Origin of the sequence: Rothia sp. HMSC069C03 (genome assembly GCF_001811075.1) — a bacterium.
Taxonomy (GTDB): domain Bacteria; phylum Actinomycetota; class Actinomycetes; order Actinomycetales; family Micrococcaceae; genus Rothia; species Rothia mucilaginosa.
Genome location: NZ_KZ627137.1, coordinates 120747 through 137389 on the forward strand (window position 1 = coordinate 120747; position 16643 = coordinate 137389).

Consider the following 16643-nt stretch of genomic DNA (forward strand, 5'->3'; position numbering starts at 1 on the left):
CACACACCCCGAGAAAAGGACGCCTATGGCAGCGGAAGCACAAGAAGCATCCTCGAATACTGACGCACCTGAACAGAAGAACAACACCGCCACCAGCGCGGGCTGTACTCAGCGCGCCAAGAAACAGTCGCGTCAGTCCCTCACCGAGCGCGTCAAGAGCATCCGCCCCCTCGAACTACTACCCGGTCTGCTGCTTGCCGCCGCCGTCATGGCGTTGTACACCTACTACTCGCTGCAGCAGGTGAAGCACTGGATTACGCCCTCCTGGGACCTGGCGATTTTCACCCAGATGGCGCAGGCGTACTCGCACTTCTCCGTGCCCATTGTGCCCATTAAGGGGCCCGACTTTAACCTCTGGGGTGATCACTTCCACCCGATTCTGGTGCTCCTGGGACCCGTCTACGCGCTGTTCCCCTCACCGACCACGCTGCTGGTGGTGCAGAACGCCCTGGTCGCCTTCGCAAGCTTCGCCATTGTGCGCTTCACTCAGCGTGCCTTCGCGCTCGCCCAAAAAACTGAAGGTGCGCAGAAGAGCGAACCCGCGCAGAACGCTCAATCCGCAAAACTTCAGGGCGTTATCTCGACCTTCACCGGTCTGCTACTCGGCGCCGGATTTGCCCTCAGCTTCGGCGTTCAGCAAGCTATCGCCGCCCAATTCCACGAAGTAGCCTTCGCCGTGCCGCTACTGGCCATGAGCCTCGGCTACCTGGTGCTCGCTTCGCGAGTGAGCGGCACCGAACGTGCACGCTACCTCGCCTACGCCTGCTGGTGGGCTCTACCCATTGCCTTCGTCAAAGAAGATATGGGCATTACTGTCGCGGCCATCGGCCTCATTATCTTTATCCGCACCGGCTGGCTGAGCACCGCGGTAGACATTCTGATGCCGCGCCTCTCCGCGGGCACCCCCGCCCCCATGCGAATTCGCGTGCATCAGCTCTACTCCTCCTGGGCGCGCACCCCCGCCGTCGCCGAATCCACCATGGTCATGATTTGGGGCGTATTCTGGTCCGCTGTCGCCATCTACGTGATCCTGCCCTACTTCAATAGCGGCGGAAACTTCGACTACGCCGACAAAGTGAATTTCTCCGCAGCCCTGGGCGACCCCTTCGGCTCAGCGTTGCAGATGCTCAGCAACAACACCAAGCTGGCAACCCTCGGCCTGCTGCTCATTACCGGAGCAGTCCTCTGGGTGATTTCCCCGCTCGCGGCAATTGCCCTGCCAACCCTCGCCTGGCGTCTGCTCTCTACCATGGAATCCTACTGGGCAAGCACCTGGCACTACTCGCTCGTGCTCATGCCCGTCGTCTTCCTCGCCTTGCTGGATGCCGTCGTGCGTGTACGCTACGGCGTGGTTCCCGCCACAATTCCGGTACGCTCGGCTGCGCGAGTAGCCGATAGCGCCTCCGCCGAGGAATCCCAGACCAACACCGAACCCGGCCGCCTCAGCGCCCTGGCACGCCGCATACCCGTATGGGCTCTGCCCGCCGTGGCGCTCTTCCTTGCCGCGTCCCCGATTTTTGTGGCAGGCTCCCAGCAGCCCCTCGCATCCCTGGGCAATGCGCAGTTCACCGCCTCCGCGCTGACCACCACTGACCAGATGAAGCAGGATGCCGTGCAGAAGGTACCCGAAGGGGTGACGGTTGCCTCTGACCTGTCGATTCTGACTCAGCTGATTCCCGGTCGCACCGTCTACTGGATCGGTCACACCGGTAAGCCCGCACCTGATTACGTGGTCATCGACCGCATGAGCAACTCCTGGGGTGGCAACCCGCCGACCAACGCCGCACAGTACGCGGCTGACCGCTACGGCAGCTCCTACGCTAAGTACGCGACCGTCGGCACGATTGATATTGTGCGTCGCGTAGATTAATCCCATGACTACATAGGCAGATGCGTGCCTGAAAAGCGCCCACCCTCCGGTTGCGAAGGTGGGCGCTCGCCGTTAAGAGATGAGGTTTTAAGCACCTTTTGGGGTTAAACGGGTGACGCTAAGGTAGACTAGGTAGAACACGGGAACCCCCGATGAAGGTCTTGTGCGCACCCGGCACCCAAGGTGGTGCTGGAATTGTAGGTGCGCCGTACTCACCATCACCGATTGATACGCCCCATAAACTTGCGGTTTACGCCGTACACGCGGGCTTCTCTTAACGATCTCTGGTCCAGCCTCTATGTTGCGTCTGCTGTAACAGACACACCACCGCCGTGTAAGCGGGAAGGCGAACCACCAGGAATACGTGACATTGCATGTGAGCATTACCCACCCTGTACAGCCCTGATTCACAGGGACTACTGTGCGCCAAGCGCAGAGTACGAACAGGCGTGCGGATAATGTGCCGAGAAATTCAAGACCACCCCCAGCAAAAGCCGCTACCCGCAGCATCCGCAGAACACCTCTGCAGAATGCGCCGGTAACGGAGGACCCCTGGACGTTCTACTCCCCAGGGGATGATGTGTGGCTGGGCCGTGAAGGGGACACCCGGTAAGCGCCGAAAAGCGTGCGCTTCCACCCCTACCGTATAGAGGAAAAATTGACTGAGAATACTGCTACCCCGGCCGAACTGAACGCCGAGGCAGAGACCGTTGTGACCACCGAGAACATCACTGAGAACACCGTTGAGAGCCCTGCTGTAGAAGCAGAAGAAACCACCGCAGAAGCTACTGCAGAAGCACACGCCGCAGAAGAAACCGCCGAAAAGGCTGAAGAAGAAGGCGTACGCTTCACCGACCTGGGCCTGGACGCCCGCGTCCTGGCTGCCCTGGAAGAGGTAGGCTACGAGAAGCCGTCCCCCATTCAGGAACAGACCATCCCCCTGCTGCTTGACGGCCACGACGTGGTTGGTCTGGCACAGACCGGTACCGGTAAGACCGCAGCATTCGCGCTGCCGGCACTGTCCCGCATGGCTGAACTCGCCGACATCAACGGCGTCTCCCGCGACACCCAGGTTCTGGTCCTGGCACCCACCCGCGAGCTGGCTCTGCAGGTTGCAGAAGCCTTCTCCTCCTACGCAACCCACATGGAGGACTTCACCGTCCTGCCCATCTACGGTGGCTCCCCCTACGGCCCGCAGCTGGCTGGTCTGCGCCGCGGTGCGCAGGTCGTCGTCGGTACCCCCGGCCGTGTGATTGACCACCTGGAGAAGGGCTCCCTGGATCTGTCCAACCTGCAGTACCTGGTACTCGATGAGGCAGACGAAATGCTGCGCATGGGCTTCGCCGAAGACGTGGAAAAGATCCTCGAAGGCACCCCCGACAACAAGCAGGTTGCGCTCTTCTCCGCAACCATGCCCAACTCGATCCGCAAGATCGCTCAGCAGTACCTGAACGACCCCGTCGAGGTTCGCGTCAAGGCTAAGACCACCACCAGCGCAAATATCTCCCAGCGCTACATGCAGGTCATGCACTCCCACAAGCTGGACGCAATGACCCGCGTGCTCGAGGTCGAAAACTACGACGGCATCATCGTCTTCGTGCGCACCAAGAAGGAAACCGAAGAAGTTGCCGACAAGCTGAAGGCACGCGGTTTCGCGGCAGCAGCGATTAACGGTGACATCCCCCAGCAGCTGCGTGAGCGCACCGTTGACGCCCTGCGTGACGGCCGCATCGACATCCTCGTGGCAACCGACGTGGCGGCACGCGGTCTGGACGTTGAGCGCATCTCCCTGGTCGTCAACTACGACATCCCCCACGACACCGAGTCCTACGTGCACCGCATCGGTCGTACCGGCCGTGCAGGTCGTGAAGGTGCCGCAATCCTCTTCGTCACCCCGCGTGAGAAGTACATGCTGCGTCAGATTGAGAAGGCAACCCGCCAGAAGGTCGAGCCGATGCACATGCCCACCGCAGAGGCAGTGAACGAGACCCGTAAGCAGCGCTTCGCACAGCAGATTACCGAGACCATCGAGTCTGAGGACCTGAGCTTCTTCCGCGAGATTATCGAGGACTACGAGAACGAGCACGACACCACCGCTGAGGACATTGCAGCTGCACTGGCTGTTATCGCCCAGCAGGGTCGCCCCTTCTTCCTCGATGAGAGCGAAGATATCGCTAACAAGTCCCGCCCCTTCTCTGACGAGGATTCGGATCGCGGCGGCCGCAAGGCAAAGCGCGCGCACAACGACGAGGGCATGGTCAACTACAAGCTGAACGTTGGCCGTTCCTCCCGCGTGACCGCAGGCGCTATTGTGGGTGCACTGGCTAACGAGGGTGGCATTAAGGGCTCCCAGATTGGTTCCATCGACATTCGCCAGCACTTCACCATTGTTGGCCTGCCCGAGGACCTGCCCCGCGACTTCTTCGATCGCTTGCGCGACACCAAGATTGCTGGCGAGTTCATCAACATCCGTAAGGACAACGGTCCCAAGGGTGGCGGCGGCGGCCGCAGCTTCGGTGGTGGCCGTCGTGAGGGCGGTTTCCGCGACTTCGATCGCCGCGAGGGTGGCCGTCGTGAAGGCGGCTACCGCGGTAACCGTGAGGGTGGCCGTGACTTCGGCGGTGACCGCGACTTCAAGCGTGGCGGCCGTGATTTCGGTGGCAAGCGCAATGACCGTGACTTCGGTGGTCGTGACTTCGGCGGCCGTGATAACCGCCGTGAGGGTGGCTACCGTGGCAACCGTGAGGGTGGCCGTGACTTTGGCGGTCGCGACTTCGGTGGCCGTGATAACCGCCGCGATGACGGCTACCGCGGTAACCGTGACGGTGGCCGTGACTTCGGCGGCCGCGGCAAGCGCTACTAAGATTCCGGCTAAGCATGAATTTGCGGTAGGAGGGGCTTGCTGAGTCTATCGGCTAGCAGCCTTGTCATCCGCAGATGAGTCAAAGACCGGCAGGGGAGCGATAAGCTCTCCTGCCGGTCTTTTGTATTTGTGTGTTGATGTGTTTGCATCAGCTGTTGCGCGGCGCCTGGTCATTACTGGGGCTCCTGATTATTACTGGGGCTCCTGGTCAAAGCTGGGCTATCATGCGGCAGGGCGGAGAACAGGAAAACGTTAAATGTGGTGCATGCCATAGCTTCTCCGCTTGCGAGCATTCTTGAAGACCTGTATAGTTTTACCTGTTGCCCCGATAGCTCAGTGGTAGAGCGCCATCTTGGTAAGATGGAGGTCCCGGGATCGATTCCCGGTCGGGGCTCTCTCATTAATTCATGCGAGAGCACGTATTAATGATGTGGCGGTGTAGCTCAGCTGGTTAGAGCGCACGACTCATAATCGTGAGGTCGACGGATCGAGCCCGTCCACCGCTACGCCCCGATAGCTCAGTGGTAGAGCGCCATCTTGGTAAGATGGAGGTCCCGGGATCGATTCCCGGTCGGGGCTCAGATAAGCCTGTCTCTTCGGAGGCAGGCTTTTTTGTTTGCCATTTTGTCTGCCTATTTTCTTTGCCTGAAGCCCGGTCTGCATGTGCTCAATAGGTACTCAGCCCCGCGGCCCGATGCCGGGCATAGCAAAGCCCCCGAGAAAAATACTCGGGGGCTTCATCTTTATGCTCTGATCGAAGCGTTAGGAGGCGCGGCGCACCACCGGCAGCTGGGACAGCAGCTCGTAGGAGCGCAGACGGTCCTCGTGCTCCCACGCCTCGGTCATGACGATGAGCTCGTCAGCGCCCGTGCGCGCCACCAGGTCCTCAATACGAGCCTGTGCGGTGGCGGGGGAGCCTACGATTGCTTCGGCGGTCATGCGTTCAACGTGCATCTTCTCCGCGTCGGTCCAGACGGCGTCCATATCTTCCACGGGAGGTGCGAAAGACAGATTGCCGCGCACCACGCCTAGGAAATGCTGTTGCTGGGTCGTGTACAGGTAGCGTGCTCGCTCGTCGGTATCGGCGAGCATTGCGGTTGCACCCACCATGACGTAGGGCTGTTCCAGGTGCTCGGAGGGCTTGAAGTTCGCGCGGTAGGCGTCCACTGCCTCCTGCAGCATTGCGGGCGCAAAATGCGAAGCGAATGCGTAGGGTAGACCCAGCTGTGCGGCAAGCTGCGCACCGAACAGGGAAGAACCCAGAATGTACAGGGGCACATTCGAACCCTGACCGGGAATGGCGTGCACGCGGTGCATGGGGGAGGGCTCACCCAGGAAGTGCTGTAGCTGCTGCACCTCGGCGGGGAAGCTCATGGCGGCAGAATCGTCGCGGCGCAAAGCGGCGGCGGTCATCGGGTCAGTGCCGGGCGCACGGCCCACACCCAGGTCAATACGACCCGGGTGGAACGCGTTGAGAGTACCGAACTGCTCCGCCACCACGTAGGGTGCGTGGTTGGGGAGCATAATGCCTCCCGAGCCCACGCGAATACGCTCGGTTGCGGCGGCAATCTCCGCCATGACCACGACGGTCGCCGAGGACAGCAGGGAGCCGGCATTGTGGTGCTCGGCGACCCAGAAACGCTCGTAGCCGTAGGACTCAGCCGCGCGGGCGGCATCGATGGTGTTGAGCATGGTCTGGTGCTGACGCTGATCGGGGCGGTGCGGCATCAGGTCAAGTACCGAAATTTTTACATTGGAAGACATAACTTTTCCTTCTTGATTGATTGCGGGTACTCATTCAGCCTACGCCTGCTTGGGCTGTACGGGTAGGGGCGCGCCGGGCGCCTTCGCTAGCAGGTAAAAAATGCGACGAAATACTACACGCCTGCATTCTGGTTGCCTGCATGCCGATTACCTGCACAGCGGTCTGTCCACTCTATGGTCTGTTCACTCTGTGCGTTCGAGCTGAACACTGTGCATAAGAGCGGTAGACTGAAATCATGAGCATTAACCCTGAGATTGTGGGCAGAGTCTACTCGTCCGAGAACATCTACGTTGTCGGCCGTGAAAAGATCCGCGAATTTGCCCGAGCAGTTCACGCAGAAAACCCCCTCCACCACGACGTTGAGGCAGCCCGCGCGGCAGGGTACGCAGATGTGATTGCCCCGACGACCTTCGCCATTATCCTGGCACAGGTAGCTGACGCGGCACTCATCAACGACGATTCCGCCGGTATTGATTTCTCCCGCGTGGTGCACGCCGACCAGCGCTTCACCCACCACCGCCCCATCGTTGCCGGTGATGAGCTGCGTACCGAAGTTCACGTGGACTCCGTGCGCGTTATGGGCGCCGGCGCAATGCTGACCACCCGCGAAGAAATCGTTGACGCGCAGGGCGAGCCGGTCACCACCTGCATTTCTTCCCTGCTGGTTCGTGCTGAGGAGGAAAACTAATGGTGCGTTTTGAAGATCTTGAAAAGGGCCAGGACATCGGTTCGCGTACCGTGGAGCTCTCCCGCGCTTCGCTGGTGCGTTACGCTGGCGCATCCGGTGACTTCAACCCGATTCACTGGAACGAGCGTTTTGCACAGTCGGTGGGCCTGCCCGGCGTGATCGCTCACGGCATGCTGACCATGGGTACCGCCGTGCAGCTCGTGAGCGACTGGGTGGGCGACCCCGGCGCGATCGTGGACTACCAGACTCGATTCACCAAGCCCGTTCCCGTGGCGGATGCACCCGGCGGCGAAAACCCCGACACCCCCACGAACGCCCTGACCATTAGCGGTAAGGTGGGTGCCCTGAATGAGGAGGAGCGCACCGCCCGCATTGACCTGACCGTCACCGCTCGTGATGAGGAAGGCAAGGAGCAGAAGGTTCTGATGAAGAGCCAGGCTGTGGTTCGTCTCTCGGCATAGAGTTTCTGTGCTTGCAGATAGCCGTGTGAAAGCAACCATGTGAAAGCAACTATGCGAAAGCCCTGGCGCTACCCCGATGAGGTGGTGCCGGGGCTTTTGTGCGCTCGGCTGTTTGTTCGGCTGCGCGCTCGCTGGCGGGTGGCGGCGCTTCTTTTTGTGGGGAGGCGCGCCGGAAAATGAAGGCAAAATCACCATAAGGTTTTCATGACTTTAACGCGTGGTGGGTGCTGACCCCGCACAACGACCGGTATTCTTAACCTATGACTGAAAAGCTGTTGAGCGAACTGACCACCGCCCAGGTAGGCGGCCCCGCTAAGACCTACGTCCGCGCCACCTCCGAAGCAGAAATTATCGAAGCAGTCTCCGCTGCAGACGCCGCAGGGGAACCCGTCCTCATCGTGGGCGGCGGCTCCAACCTGCTGGTTTCCGACGAAGGCTTCAACGGAACCGTCGTGCACATCGCCTCCGAAGGCGTAGAGATTCTGCCCATCCCCGCATGCGGCGGCGCGAACGTGCGCGTGCAGGCGGGCACCATCTGGGACGACTTCGTGAAGCTCAGCATCGAGAACGAATGGGTTGGCCCCGCGGCTCTCTCCGGCATTCCCGGCACCGTGGGTGCAACCCCCGTGCAGAACGTCGGCGCATACGGCGTTGAGGTGGGAGAGTTCATCGCCTCCGTACACACCTGGGACCGCGAAAAGAACACTCGGAAGACCTTCGCGAGCGCAGACCTGCGCTTCGGCTACCGCGACTCGGTGCTCAAGCGCGCAACCGTCAACGGCTCGCCCCGCTACGTGGTGTTGACCGTTGATTTCCAGTTCACCCTCGGTAGCCTGTCTTCCCCGATTCGTTACGCCGAGCTGGCGAGGAGCCTGGGCGTTGAGCCCGGCCAGCGCGCCGAATCCGCCCTGGTACGCGAAAAGGTGCTGGAGCTGCGCGGTTCCAAGGGCATGGTGCTCAACCCCGAGGACCGTGACACCTTCTCCACCGGTTCCTTCTTCACCAACCCGATCGTTCCGCGCTCGACCCTGGATTCCCTGCCGGAGGGCGCCCCGAACTTCCCGGTGGTCGTGAAGACTTCCCCGTTCACCGCGGGTGTCGAGGACCCCGATCACGTGAAGCTCTCGGCTGCTTGGCTGATTCAGCACGCAGGCTTCGAGAAGGGCTTCGGCCTGGAGGGTGAGTCCCGCGAAATCGCTCAGGGCCGCGCAAGCCTGTCGACCAAGCACACCCTGGCGATTACGAACCGCGGCGGCGCATCCGCTGAGGACATCTTCGCTATCGCCCGCGCTGTGCGCGACGGCGTGCGTGAACGTTTTGGCGTGACCCTGGTTCCTGAACCTGTCGTGGTCAACGGCGAAATCTAAACGCTCAACTTCTCGCCTCTCGTAGCGCGAGGACGCATAGAATAAACGCTTCGGGCGGTCTCTGATAAAAGAGGCCGCCCGAAGCGTTGTATTGACTTACTGAGCTAGTGGCGAGGTGAGGAGATGCGCACCTGCCCCGGCAGGTAGGGCCTGCGTTTGGGTGCTGTGCGCGTTGCCGCAAGGGGAGCGGCAGGCAGGTGCTCCATCAACACCTGAACCGCCAAGGGAAGCTTCTGCGGCGGGCTGGGGGCGTGGAAAATCGGCTTATGGCGCGTGGGTCGGTACGGGTAGTATTCCGCGTCCTCGCTGTGCGACCAGACAAGGTTGCCGAACTCGCCGGGAACGGGGGAAAGCACGTTGGCGTAGTAGGCGCGCGTCTGCAGGTCGGCACGCTCGGAGGTACCGGTAGCGGTGCCGGTAGATACACCGCTGGGCACACGGTCCTGCTCAATGATGAGGGCGCGGACCATGCCGCCTACGGTGCTGATCGCGTTTACGTGTAGGGCGAGCAGATCCCCGTCCTTGTGGTCGACCTGTACCTGCCCGTCCGCGAGGATTTGGGTGCCCATTGTGATGCTGCTGGCGATTCCTTCGCAGAAGGCACGGACGAGCGCCATGCGTGCTGGGTAGAGGTCTGCGATATCCCAGCCGATGAGGGCGGGCGCGGCGGAATTGCCTGCGTAGTCCTCGCAGGATTCGTAGGATGCGACATCCACGTAGCCGCGGGCGATGGGCTCACGGTCGTAGGGGCGGCCGTCGCGCTGCTCCCAGAAGCTGAGGGCGGTTGCGGTGAAGACAGCCTGACCGTCGCGTACGGCGACGCTGAGCGTAAAGTCCTGCGGGTAGCCATTTTTGGTGCGCGGGCGCAGGGTGATCGCGCGGGTGTATTCGTTGAATTCCTCGGGCCAGTCCAGGTAGTAGCTCATTTTTGCCCCGTCGCCACGGTGCACGGTGAGTTCGCCCGGCAGCAGCATGGCTTCGGGCACGCCGCCGGCACGTTCGGTGGCGTAGTGTTCGCTCACGGGCCAGGGGCTGAACTCTGTGCGGTAGGGGCTGGAGAGGAAGGAATCGAGCATAGACGTTATCCTCTCATAGTTTGAGGTTGTGGCGCATGGATAGGGGGCTTAAAAGACAAATGAGCTGTCCCTTCTGATGGCTCGGAAAGAGTGTTCAGGAGGGACAGCCCATCATGTAGGCTAGGCGGCTCGTTAGAGGGATTCGCCGCGGCGTTCAGGCAGCAGGAACACGGTGGTTGCCGCTACCAGGAACGCGGTGGAGAAGAGCGTAAAGAGCAGCGGGGTTCCACCGAATGCGACCAGCGGCGGCACAATGAGCGGCGCCGCGATGGAGGCGATACGGCCGATACCGGCGGCGGCACCGGTTCCGGTTCCGCGCAGGTGGGTCGGGAAGATTTCCGGGCTCAGGGCGTAGAGGGCGCCCCACGCACCGAGGTTGAAGAAGGAAAGCATACAACCGGCGAGGATAATGAATACCTCAGCGTGCGCCATACCGTAGCCAGCCGCTGCGAGGGCGGAGCCGAGCAGGAAGGTCGCCAGGGTTGCGCGTCGGCCCCACTTTTCGATGAGGTAGGCGGCGACCGCGTAGCCGGGCAGCTGTGCGAGGGTCATGATGAGCGTGAACGCGAAGGACTTCACGAGGCTGAAGCCCTGGGCGTTCAGCAGCGCCGGAATCCAGATGAACGCGCCGTAGTAGGAGAGGTTGATGCAGAACCAGATGATGCACAGGGCGATGGTCTTGCGGCGCTGACCGGCAGCCCAGATGGAGTGGATTTTTGCGGATTCTGCGTTGTCAGCACTTTCTGCGACCCCGTGTACGGAAGCGTCTTCGGTCTGCTTCTTACCGGTTCGGGAGAAGAGCGCGGGGGAGGCCTCGAAACGTTCGACGACCTGGCGTGCCTGATCGTGCTTGCCGACCGACTCCAGGAAGCGCACGGACTCGGGGGTTCCCATACGGATTACGAGCGAGTAGATGGCGGGAATCAGACCGATGGCAAGCGCCCAGCGCCAGCCATTCGCCTGCGGAACGATAAAGGTACCGATGAGAGCGGCGAGGATCCAGCCCAGAGCCCAGAAAGCCTCCAGTGCGACCACGACGCGGCCGCGAATAGCGCGAGGCGAGAACTCAGAAATCAGAGTGGATGCCACGGGAAGCTCCGCGCCCAGACCCAGACCGACCAGGAAACGGAAGACGAGCAGCACACCCAGGGAGGTCGCCAGGGCGGAGGCGCCGGTCGCCAGACCGTATACCAGCAGGGTGAGGGCGAAGATGTAGCGGCGGCCGAGCTTATCGGCGAGTAGGCCGCCGAAGGTTGCGCCGAGCGCCATGCCGGCGAATCCGATGGATCCGAGCCAGGAGGCTTCGGTGGGGCTGAGCTGCCATTCCTTGATGAGGGCCGCCATGACGAAGGAGATGAGGCCAACGTCCATGGCGTCCAGTGCCCAGCCGAGACCCGAGATGCCCAGGAGCTTGCCGTGGGCGCGGGTGAAGGGCAGGTTTTCGAGGCATTCGTTGAGGGTCGGTGCGGCGTTGCGTTCAGCAGCGGGTGCAGAGGTACCAGCGGGTGCAACAGCGTTGGTGCGGGATGAGTCCGTTGATACGGGACGGAGGGAGGACACGGTAGTGGGTCGCTTCCTTAGTGTTTAGGCGTAGTGCCGGGCGAATTGTTCCCTTACAGTGTATAAAGGTACTTTCGACTTGAACACTATTGAAACAAAAAAATTTTGAAGATGACGGAAAAATCTCAACATGAAGAAATCTTTCACAGCCGCCGCCCAGCGGTAGGTGCTATTCTCTAACCACCGCCGCCCGGTGAAACTCACCTACGGCACGTTTGGAAGGACCACCCCTGAAAACCATTGAAGATGAAGTCAACGAAAGCGAGACCAGCCGCTTTCACCGCTGGCTCGAAGCCCGCAAGGAACGCATGCACGCGCATCCGGTCATGCGTCATCTCTACAAGCCCCTCGTCATCGGCGTGGGCGCCTTCTGCTTTATCGCCGGTCTGATTATGCTCGTCACTCCCGGCCCCGGCTGGCTGTTCATCTTCATAGGCCTGGGCATTTGGGGTACCGAATTCACCTGGGCACGCCGCGCCAATATTTTCATGAAGCATGTGGTGCTCACCGCCTGGTACCGCTACCGCGCCTGGCGACAGCAACGCAAGGAACGCAAAGCCACACGCAAGGCAGAACGCAAAGCCACCGCCGCAAACCAGCGCTAACCTGGCTTGCACTAAGCCCACACGAGCTATACGCAGACACAAAAAAGCCCTCGCCCCCATCCGATAAGAATGGTAGCGAGGGCTTTCTTATAGCGTGTCAGTGAGCTTTAGAGCTTGCCAACAGCAATCTGCAGCATGCGGCGAATCGGCTCAGCAGCACCCCAGAGCAGCTGGTCACCCACGGTGAACGCGCTAATGTACTCGGGGCCCATCGCAAGCTTACGCACGCGACCAACCGGAATCTCCAGAGAACCGGAAGCAGCCACGGGGGTCAGCTGCTCCATGGACTCCTCACGCTGGTTCGGGACGAAGCGAACCCAGGGGTTGTCCTCAGCGATGATGCGCTCGATCTCCTCGATCGGCAGGTCCTTCTTGAGCTTGATGGTCAGCGCCTGAGAGTGCGAGCGCATCGCAGCGATGCGGACGCACAGACCGTCCATGGTGATCTTGTCATCTTCGGAGCGGCCCAGAATCTTGTTGGTCTCAACCTCAGCCTTCCACTCTTCGCGGGACTGGCCGTTACCCAGGTCAGAGTCAATCCAGGGAATCAGGGAGCCGGCGAGCGGCACACCGAACTGGGAGGAATCCAGCTCACCGGAGCGCTGCTTAGCAAGGATCTTGCGGTCGATGTCCAGAATTGCGGATGCGGGGTCGTTCAGTTCCTCGGAAACCTCGTTGCCCAGGTCGCGGAACTGTGCGAGCACCTCGCGCATGTGGCGGGCACCGCCGCCGGATGCAGCCTGGTAGGTCATGGAGGTAGCCCACTCGACCAGGTCGTTCTTGAAGAGGCCGCCCAGGCCCATCAGCAGGCAGGAGACGGTGCAGTTACCGCCGACGAAGTCCTTCACACCGGATGCCAGGCCGCGGTCGATGACGTCGCGGTTAATGGGGTCCAGCACGATGATGGAGTCATCGTTCATGCGCAGGGTGGAAGCGGCATCAATCCACAGGCCGTCCCAGCCGGCTGCACGCAGCTTCGGGTGCACGGCCTCGGTGTAGCCACCGCCCTGAGCGGTCACAATAATCGAGTGCTTACGCAGCTCATCAATGTCGTATGCGTCCTTCAGCTCGGACGGCTCAATTACGCCGTCGAAGGTGGGCGCAGCGCCACCAACATTAGAGGTGGTGAAGAAGACGGGGGTAATGCCCTCGAAGTCGCCTTCCTCAACCATGCGCTTCATGAGGACGGAGCCCACCATGCCGCGCCAGCCAACAAAACCTACAGAGTCACCGGGATTAAAGTTCATGGTTCCAAGTGTACTCGTAGCTTGGCGGGTGCGGACTAACACCGTACAAAAAATTTGATATTCGGAACGGGACATTCCGCGCAGGCGCTAGGCTCGGTATCCGACTCGGCGCCGGGTACTGCACCTGGGCTACGTTAAACGCTCAAGCCCGCGGCACTCCGGCAGGGGAGTAGCCGCAGGCTTGAACTGTCAGTTTGGGGTTTTATCTATGGGAGGTGCTCTTTAGGAGAGACGTTCCAGGCACTGGAACGAGAAGTACATGGGGTTCTTCGTGCCCGACTCATCGAGCAAGTAGCCGTTCTCGCTATTCTCCCAAGCACTCTCGGAGGTGACCCGCCAGCATCCGTTCGGGGAGCTGACCTCGCAGTTACCCGCAGAATTTGCAAGCTGCAGTTCGGGCGCTCGCGTATCGCCGGTAATCTCGTTGCCTTCCTGGCAGTAGAAGAGGGTCCGCTCCACCGTCTCTACCCGACCGAAAGCGGGCAGGTCAGTGCGGGAGAGCGCCTCCGCGTAGACGGAGCCGCCACCAATAATCCAAGCATCAACCGCGGCCGTATCTGCCGGGGTAGCTTCGACCGGCGCGCCCGCAGCGTCACGAGCCGCGTACAGCGCCGCATCCAGCGAAGGAACCCACAGCGCACCGTCGCGTTCTTCCGCCTCGGTAGCCGAACGACTAATCACAATATTCATACGGCCCGGCAGAGGACGAAAACGCGGCGGGAACGACTCCCAGGTGCGGCGACCCATAATCACCGGAGCGCCCAGCGTCACCTTCTTGAAGTGCGCCAAATCCTCCGGAGCGTACCAGGGCATATCCCCGTCACGACCAATGATGCCAGCATCAGTTTGAGCCCAAATAGCGCCCAGACGAAACATCATTCCTCCTCGTTACCTGCTGTTAGACCGCAATCGGGGCGGCAATACCGGGGTGGTGCTTGTAATCCACCAGCTCAAAGTCTTCATACTCGTAATCAAAAATAGAAGGCTTCTTGGTCTTAATAACCAACTTCGGGTACGGGTACGGTTCGCGCGGCGGGTAGGGGTTGCCGTCCGGGTCGGTGCCGTAGCCCAGCTGCTTCTTCACCTGCTCCAGGTGGTTTGAGTAGATGTGGCAGTCGCCGCCGGTCCACACGAACTCGCCCGGCTCCATGCCCACCTCCTGCGCAATCAGGTAGGTCAGCAGCGCGTACGAGGCGATATTGAAGGGCACGCCCAGGAACATGTCCGCGCTACGCTGGTACAGCTGGCAGGACAGCTCCTTCACACCGTCCGCGCGTTCGTGTACGTAGAACTGGAAGAGTGCGTGGCAGGGCGGAAGCGCCATGTTGTCCACCTCGGCAGGGTTCCACGCCGAAACAATGTGGCGGCGAGAGCTCGGGTTATTCTTCAACGACTCAATGACCTTCGCAATCTGGTCAATCGTGCCACCGTCGGGGGTCGGCCACGAACGCCACTGCACGCCGTACACCGGGCCCAAATCGCCGTTCTCATCAGCCCACTCATCCCAAATGGTCACGCCGCGCTCTTGCAACCAGCGCACATTTGAGGAACCGCGCAAGAACCACAGCAGCTCAATGGCAACAGACTTGAAGTGCACGCGCTTGGTGGTAATCAGCGGGAACGACTCACGCAGGTCAAAACGCATCTGACGGCCAAACACGCCGAAAGTGCCGGTGCCGGTACGGTCGGAACGCTGCGCATCCGCCGCGATGGCATCTTTGTTCTCCTCGAGGATTTCGCGCAGAAGATCTTCATAGGGAGTGGGGATTGCGTGAGTCATAAGAAAAACCTTGAATCCTGTCAGTAGACGTGAGAGACGGTCACAAATCAACCGCCCCTCTATTGTAAAACTCCCGAATGGGCGCAGGTAGAGCAAACGCGCTGAGCATAAAGCCCAGCGCGCTCGCCGTTAGAAGATCAAAGTATATGGATGCTAGTCCAGAGCCGCGCGTACACGCTCTACCGAGACAATACGCGGGTTATCGCCCTCAGTCACCTGCAGAACCAGGGCATCGCCAGGCTCCAGGTACGGGTCCTCGGTCGGAAGAACCTCCGCGGAACTCTCAAACAGGTACTCACACAGAACTTCCATCACCTGGGGCAGAACCGGGCGGTGAGTGCACAGCAACGAGGAAGAATCCTTATCGAACAGCGATGCCACGGTGCGGGCAACACGCGCCGGGTGACGCTGAGCGCCAGCCTCAGACAGGGACTTCTTCTCCTTCACCGACACACCATAATCAACCGAGTACGGGGTCACGGTCTGAACGCAACGCAGCCACGGGGAAGAAATAATACGGCTCGGAGCCCACGCCGCAAAGAGACGGCTAGAAGCCAACGCCTGACGCTTGCCGGTAGCCGCAAGCGGGCGGTCATCCTCAGCGGCAGCCCAGTTCGAACGCGGCTTCGCCTTCGCGTGGCGGGCAATGAGAATCGGGCGGGTACGCAGCGCATCCGCCTCAGCCAGAGCCTCCAGGGATTCCAATGGTGCCAGGTCATCCTGGTTAGTCAGCAGCGCGCGAGCAACCTCGGTGGTCACCCAACGCAGCTCATCCACTTCACCCTCATCCGCCAGGGCGCGGGAACCCTCGGGAAGCTCAGCAGCCCAGTAGAAAACATCCTTCGGACGGCCGCCCACCGGGTAGGAAGTCACCGCCAGGGGCACACCCAGAACAACCTGCAGACCGACCTCTTCGCGAATCTCACGAATAGCGGTCTCAGCCAGGGACTCGCCCGGATCCTGCTTGCCCTTAGGCCAGGACCAGTCATCGTAGCGGGGGCGGTGAATGATGAGGACCTCAAGCGCACCGTCGCGCATGCGCCAAATCAGTGCGCCAGAAGCAACAATATCCGCAGTGTTTGCGGGGGCGCGGTCAATGCTGTTGACCGCGTCAAAACGTCGTGCCGAGTAGTAGATGGAGGGGGAATCCAGCGGTGCCATATCTCTCTCAGATCCTCTTCGCTAGGCTGTGCACAATGCCAGAGGGCACCATGCTCCGCGTCTAATTGTAGGGGAGAGAAGCGTCAAGTTGTAATCTCAACGTAACCTGTTGTTCACTTTTGCTCTAAGTGCACTAGTCCACCGCACGTTTTTGCACGACACGCGGAAAACCCCGCCTGCCCTCACACCAAAAAGCGTGA

Annotated in this window: 13 protein-coding genes and 3 tRNA genes; 9 read left to right on the forward strand and 7 right to left on the reverse strand. The window is 60.9% G+C overall.

The features are described 5' to 3' along the window. The first annotated feature begins 25 nt into the window (after positions 1-25). From HMPREF2779_RS04665 to HMPREF2779_RS04685, 5 genes are all read left to right on the forward strand, one after another. Positions 26-1870 (forward strand): DUF2079 domain-containing protein, encoded by a 1845-nt coding sequence (locus HMPREF2779_RS04665; RefSeq protein WP_105360954.1) that lies wholly within the window; start codon positions 26-28, stop codon positions 1868-1870. A 658-nt stretch (positions 1871-2528) separates the two neighbouring features. After that, positions 2529-4733, forward strand: a complete 2205-nt coding sequence (locus tag HMPREF2779_RS04670; protein ID WP_105360955.1) for a DEAD/DEAH box helicase — start codon at positions 2529-2531, stop codon at positions 4731-4733. Between the two features lie 322 nt (positions 4734-5055). Beyond that, positions 5056-5127, forward strand: a tRNA-Thr gene (locus HMPREF2779_RS04675). Between the two features lie 38 nt (positions 5128-5165). Further along, positions 5166-5239, forward strand: a tRNA-Met gene (locus tag HMPREF2779_RS04680). A gap of 1 nt (position 5240) precedes the next feature. Then, a tRNA-Thr gene (locus HMPREF2779_RS04685) sits at positions 5241-5312 on the forward strand. A 183-nt stretch (positions 5313-5495) separates the two neighbouring features. Here HMPREF2779_RS04685 and HMPREF2779_RS04690 read toward each other — a convergent pair. Further along, a complete protein-coding gene (locus tag HMPREF2779_RS04690; protein WP_105360956.1) occupies positions 5496-6497 on the reverse strand; it encodes an LLM class flavin-dependent oxidoreductase in 1002 nt (333 codons plus the stop codon). Between the two features lie 236 nt (positions 6498-6733). Here HMPREF2779_RS04690 and HMPREF2779_RS04695 point away from each other — a divergent pair, with 236 nt between their 5' ends. The 3 genes from HMPREF2779_RS04695 (at position 6734) to HMPREF2779_RS04705 (ending at position 9014) form a co-directional block, all read left to right on the forward strand. Then, positions 6734-7186 (forward strand): MaoC family dehydratase N-terminal domain-containing protein, encoded by a 453-nt coding sequence (locus HMPREF2779_RS04695; RefSeq protein WP_105360957.1) that lies wholly within the window; start codon positions 6734-6736, stop codon positions 7184-7186. Next, the gene (locus HMPREF2779_RS04700) at positions 7186-7647 is read left to right on the forward strand and encodes a MaoC family dehydratase (RefSeq protein WP_105360958.1); all 462 of its coding nucleotides are present in this window, start codon (positions 7186-7188) and stop codon (positions 7645-7647) included. Before HMPREF2779_RS04695 ends, HMPREF2779_RS04700 begins: the two co-directional genes overlap by 1 nt. A 260-nt stretch (positions 7648-7907) precedes the next feature. Then, a complete protein-coding gene (locus HMPREF2779_RS04705; protein ID WP_105360959.1) occupies positions 7908-9014 on the forward strand; it encodes a UDP-N-acetylmuramate dehydrogenase in 1107 nt (368 codons plus the stop codon). A 104-nt stretch (positions 9015-9118) separates the two neighbouring features. On the opposite strand, the gene HMPREF2779_RS04710 is transcribed toward HMPREF2779_RS04705, so the two are convergent. Together HMPREF2779_RS04710 and HMPREF2779_RS04715 are read right to left on the reverse strand one after the other, a co-directional pair. Beyond that, the gene (locus tag HMPREF2779_RS04710; RefSeq protein WP_105360960.1) at positions 9119-10090 is read right to left on the reverse strand and encodes a histidine kinase; all 972 of its coding nucleotides are present in this window, start codon (positions 10088-10090) and stop codon (positions 9119-9121) included. Positions 10091-10222: 132 nt separating this feature from the next. Beyond that, the gene (locus HMPREF2779_RS04715) at positions 10223-11650 is read right to left on the reverse strand and encodes an MFS transporter (protein ID WP_105360961.1); all 1428 of its coding nucleotides are present in this window, start codon (positions 11648-11650) and stop codon (positions 10223-10225) included. 215 nt (positions 11651-11865) lie between these two features. Here HMPREF2779_RS04715 and HMPREF2779_RS04720 point away from each other — a divergent pair, with 215 nt between their 5' ends. Then, positions 11866-12255, forward strand: a complete 390-nt coding sequence (locus tag HMPREF2779_RS04720) for a PGPGW domain-containing protein (RefSeq protein WP_105360962.1) — start codon at positions 11866-11868, stop codon at positions 12253-12255. A gap of 107 nt (positions 12256-12362) precedes the next feature. Here HMPREF2779_RS04720 and asd read toward each other — a convergent pair whose 3' ends face one another. The 4 genes from asd to HMPREF2779_RS04740 form a co-directional block, all read right to left on the reverse strand. Next, positions 12363-13502, reverse strand: a complete 1140-nt coding sequence (gene asd / locus HMPREF2779_RS04725; RefSeq protein ID WP_049338058.1) for an aspartate-semialdehyde dehydrogenase — start codon at positions 13500-13502, stop codon at positions 12363-12365. 222 nt (positions 13503-13724) lie between these two features. Then, positions 13725-14378: a dihydrofolate reductase gene (locus HMPREF2779_RS04730; protein ID WP_105360963.1), complete on the reverse strand. Its 654-nt coding sequence runs from the start codon at positions 14376-14378 to the stop codon at positions 13725-13727. Positions 14379-14400: 22 nt separating this feature from the next. Further along, positions 14401-15282, reverse strand: coding sequence for a thymidylate synthase (locus HMPREF2779_RS04735; protein WP_105360964.1), 882 nt, complete (start codon positions 15280-15282; stop codon positions 14401-14403). A 153-nt stretch (positions 15283-15435) separates the two neighbouring features. Next, positions 15436-16443, reverse strand: coding sequence for an NUDIX hydrolase (locus tag HMPREF2779_RS04740; RefSeq protein ID WP_105360965.1), 1008 nt, complete (start codon positions 16441-16443; stop codon positions 15436-15438). Positions 16444-16643 lie beyond the last annotated feature (200 nt).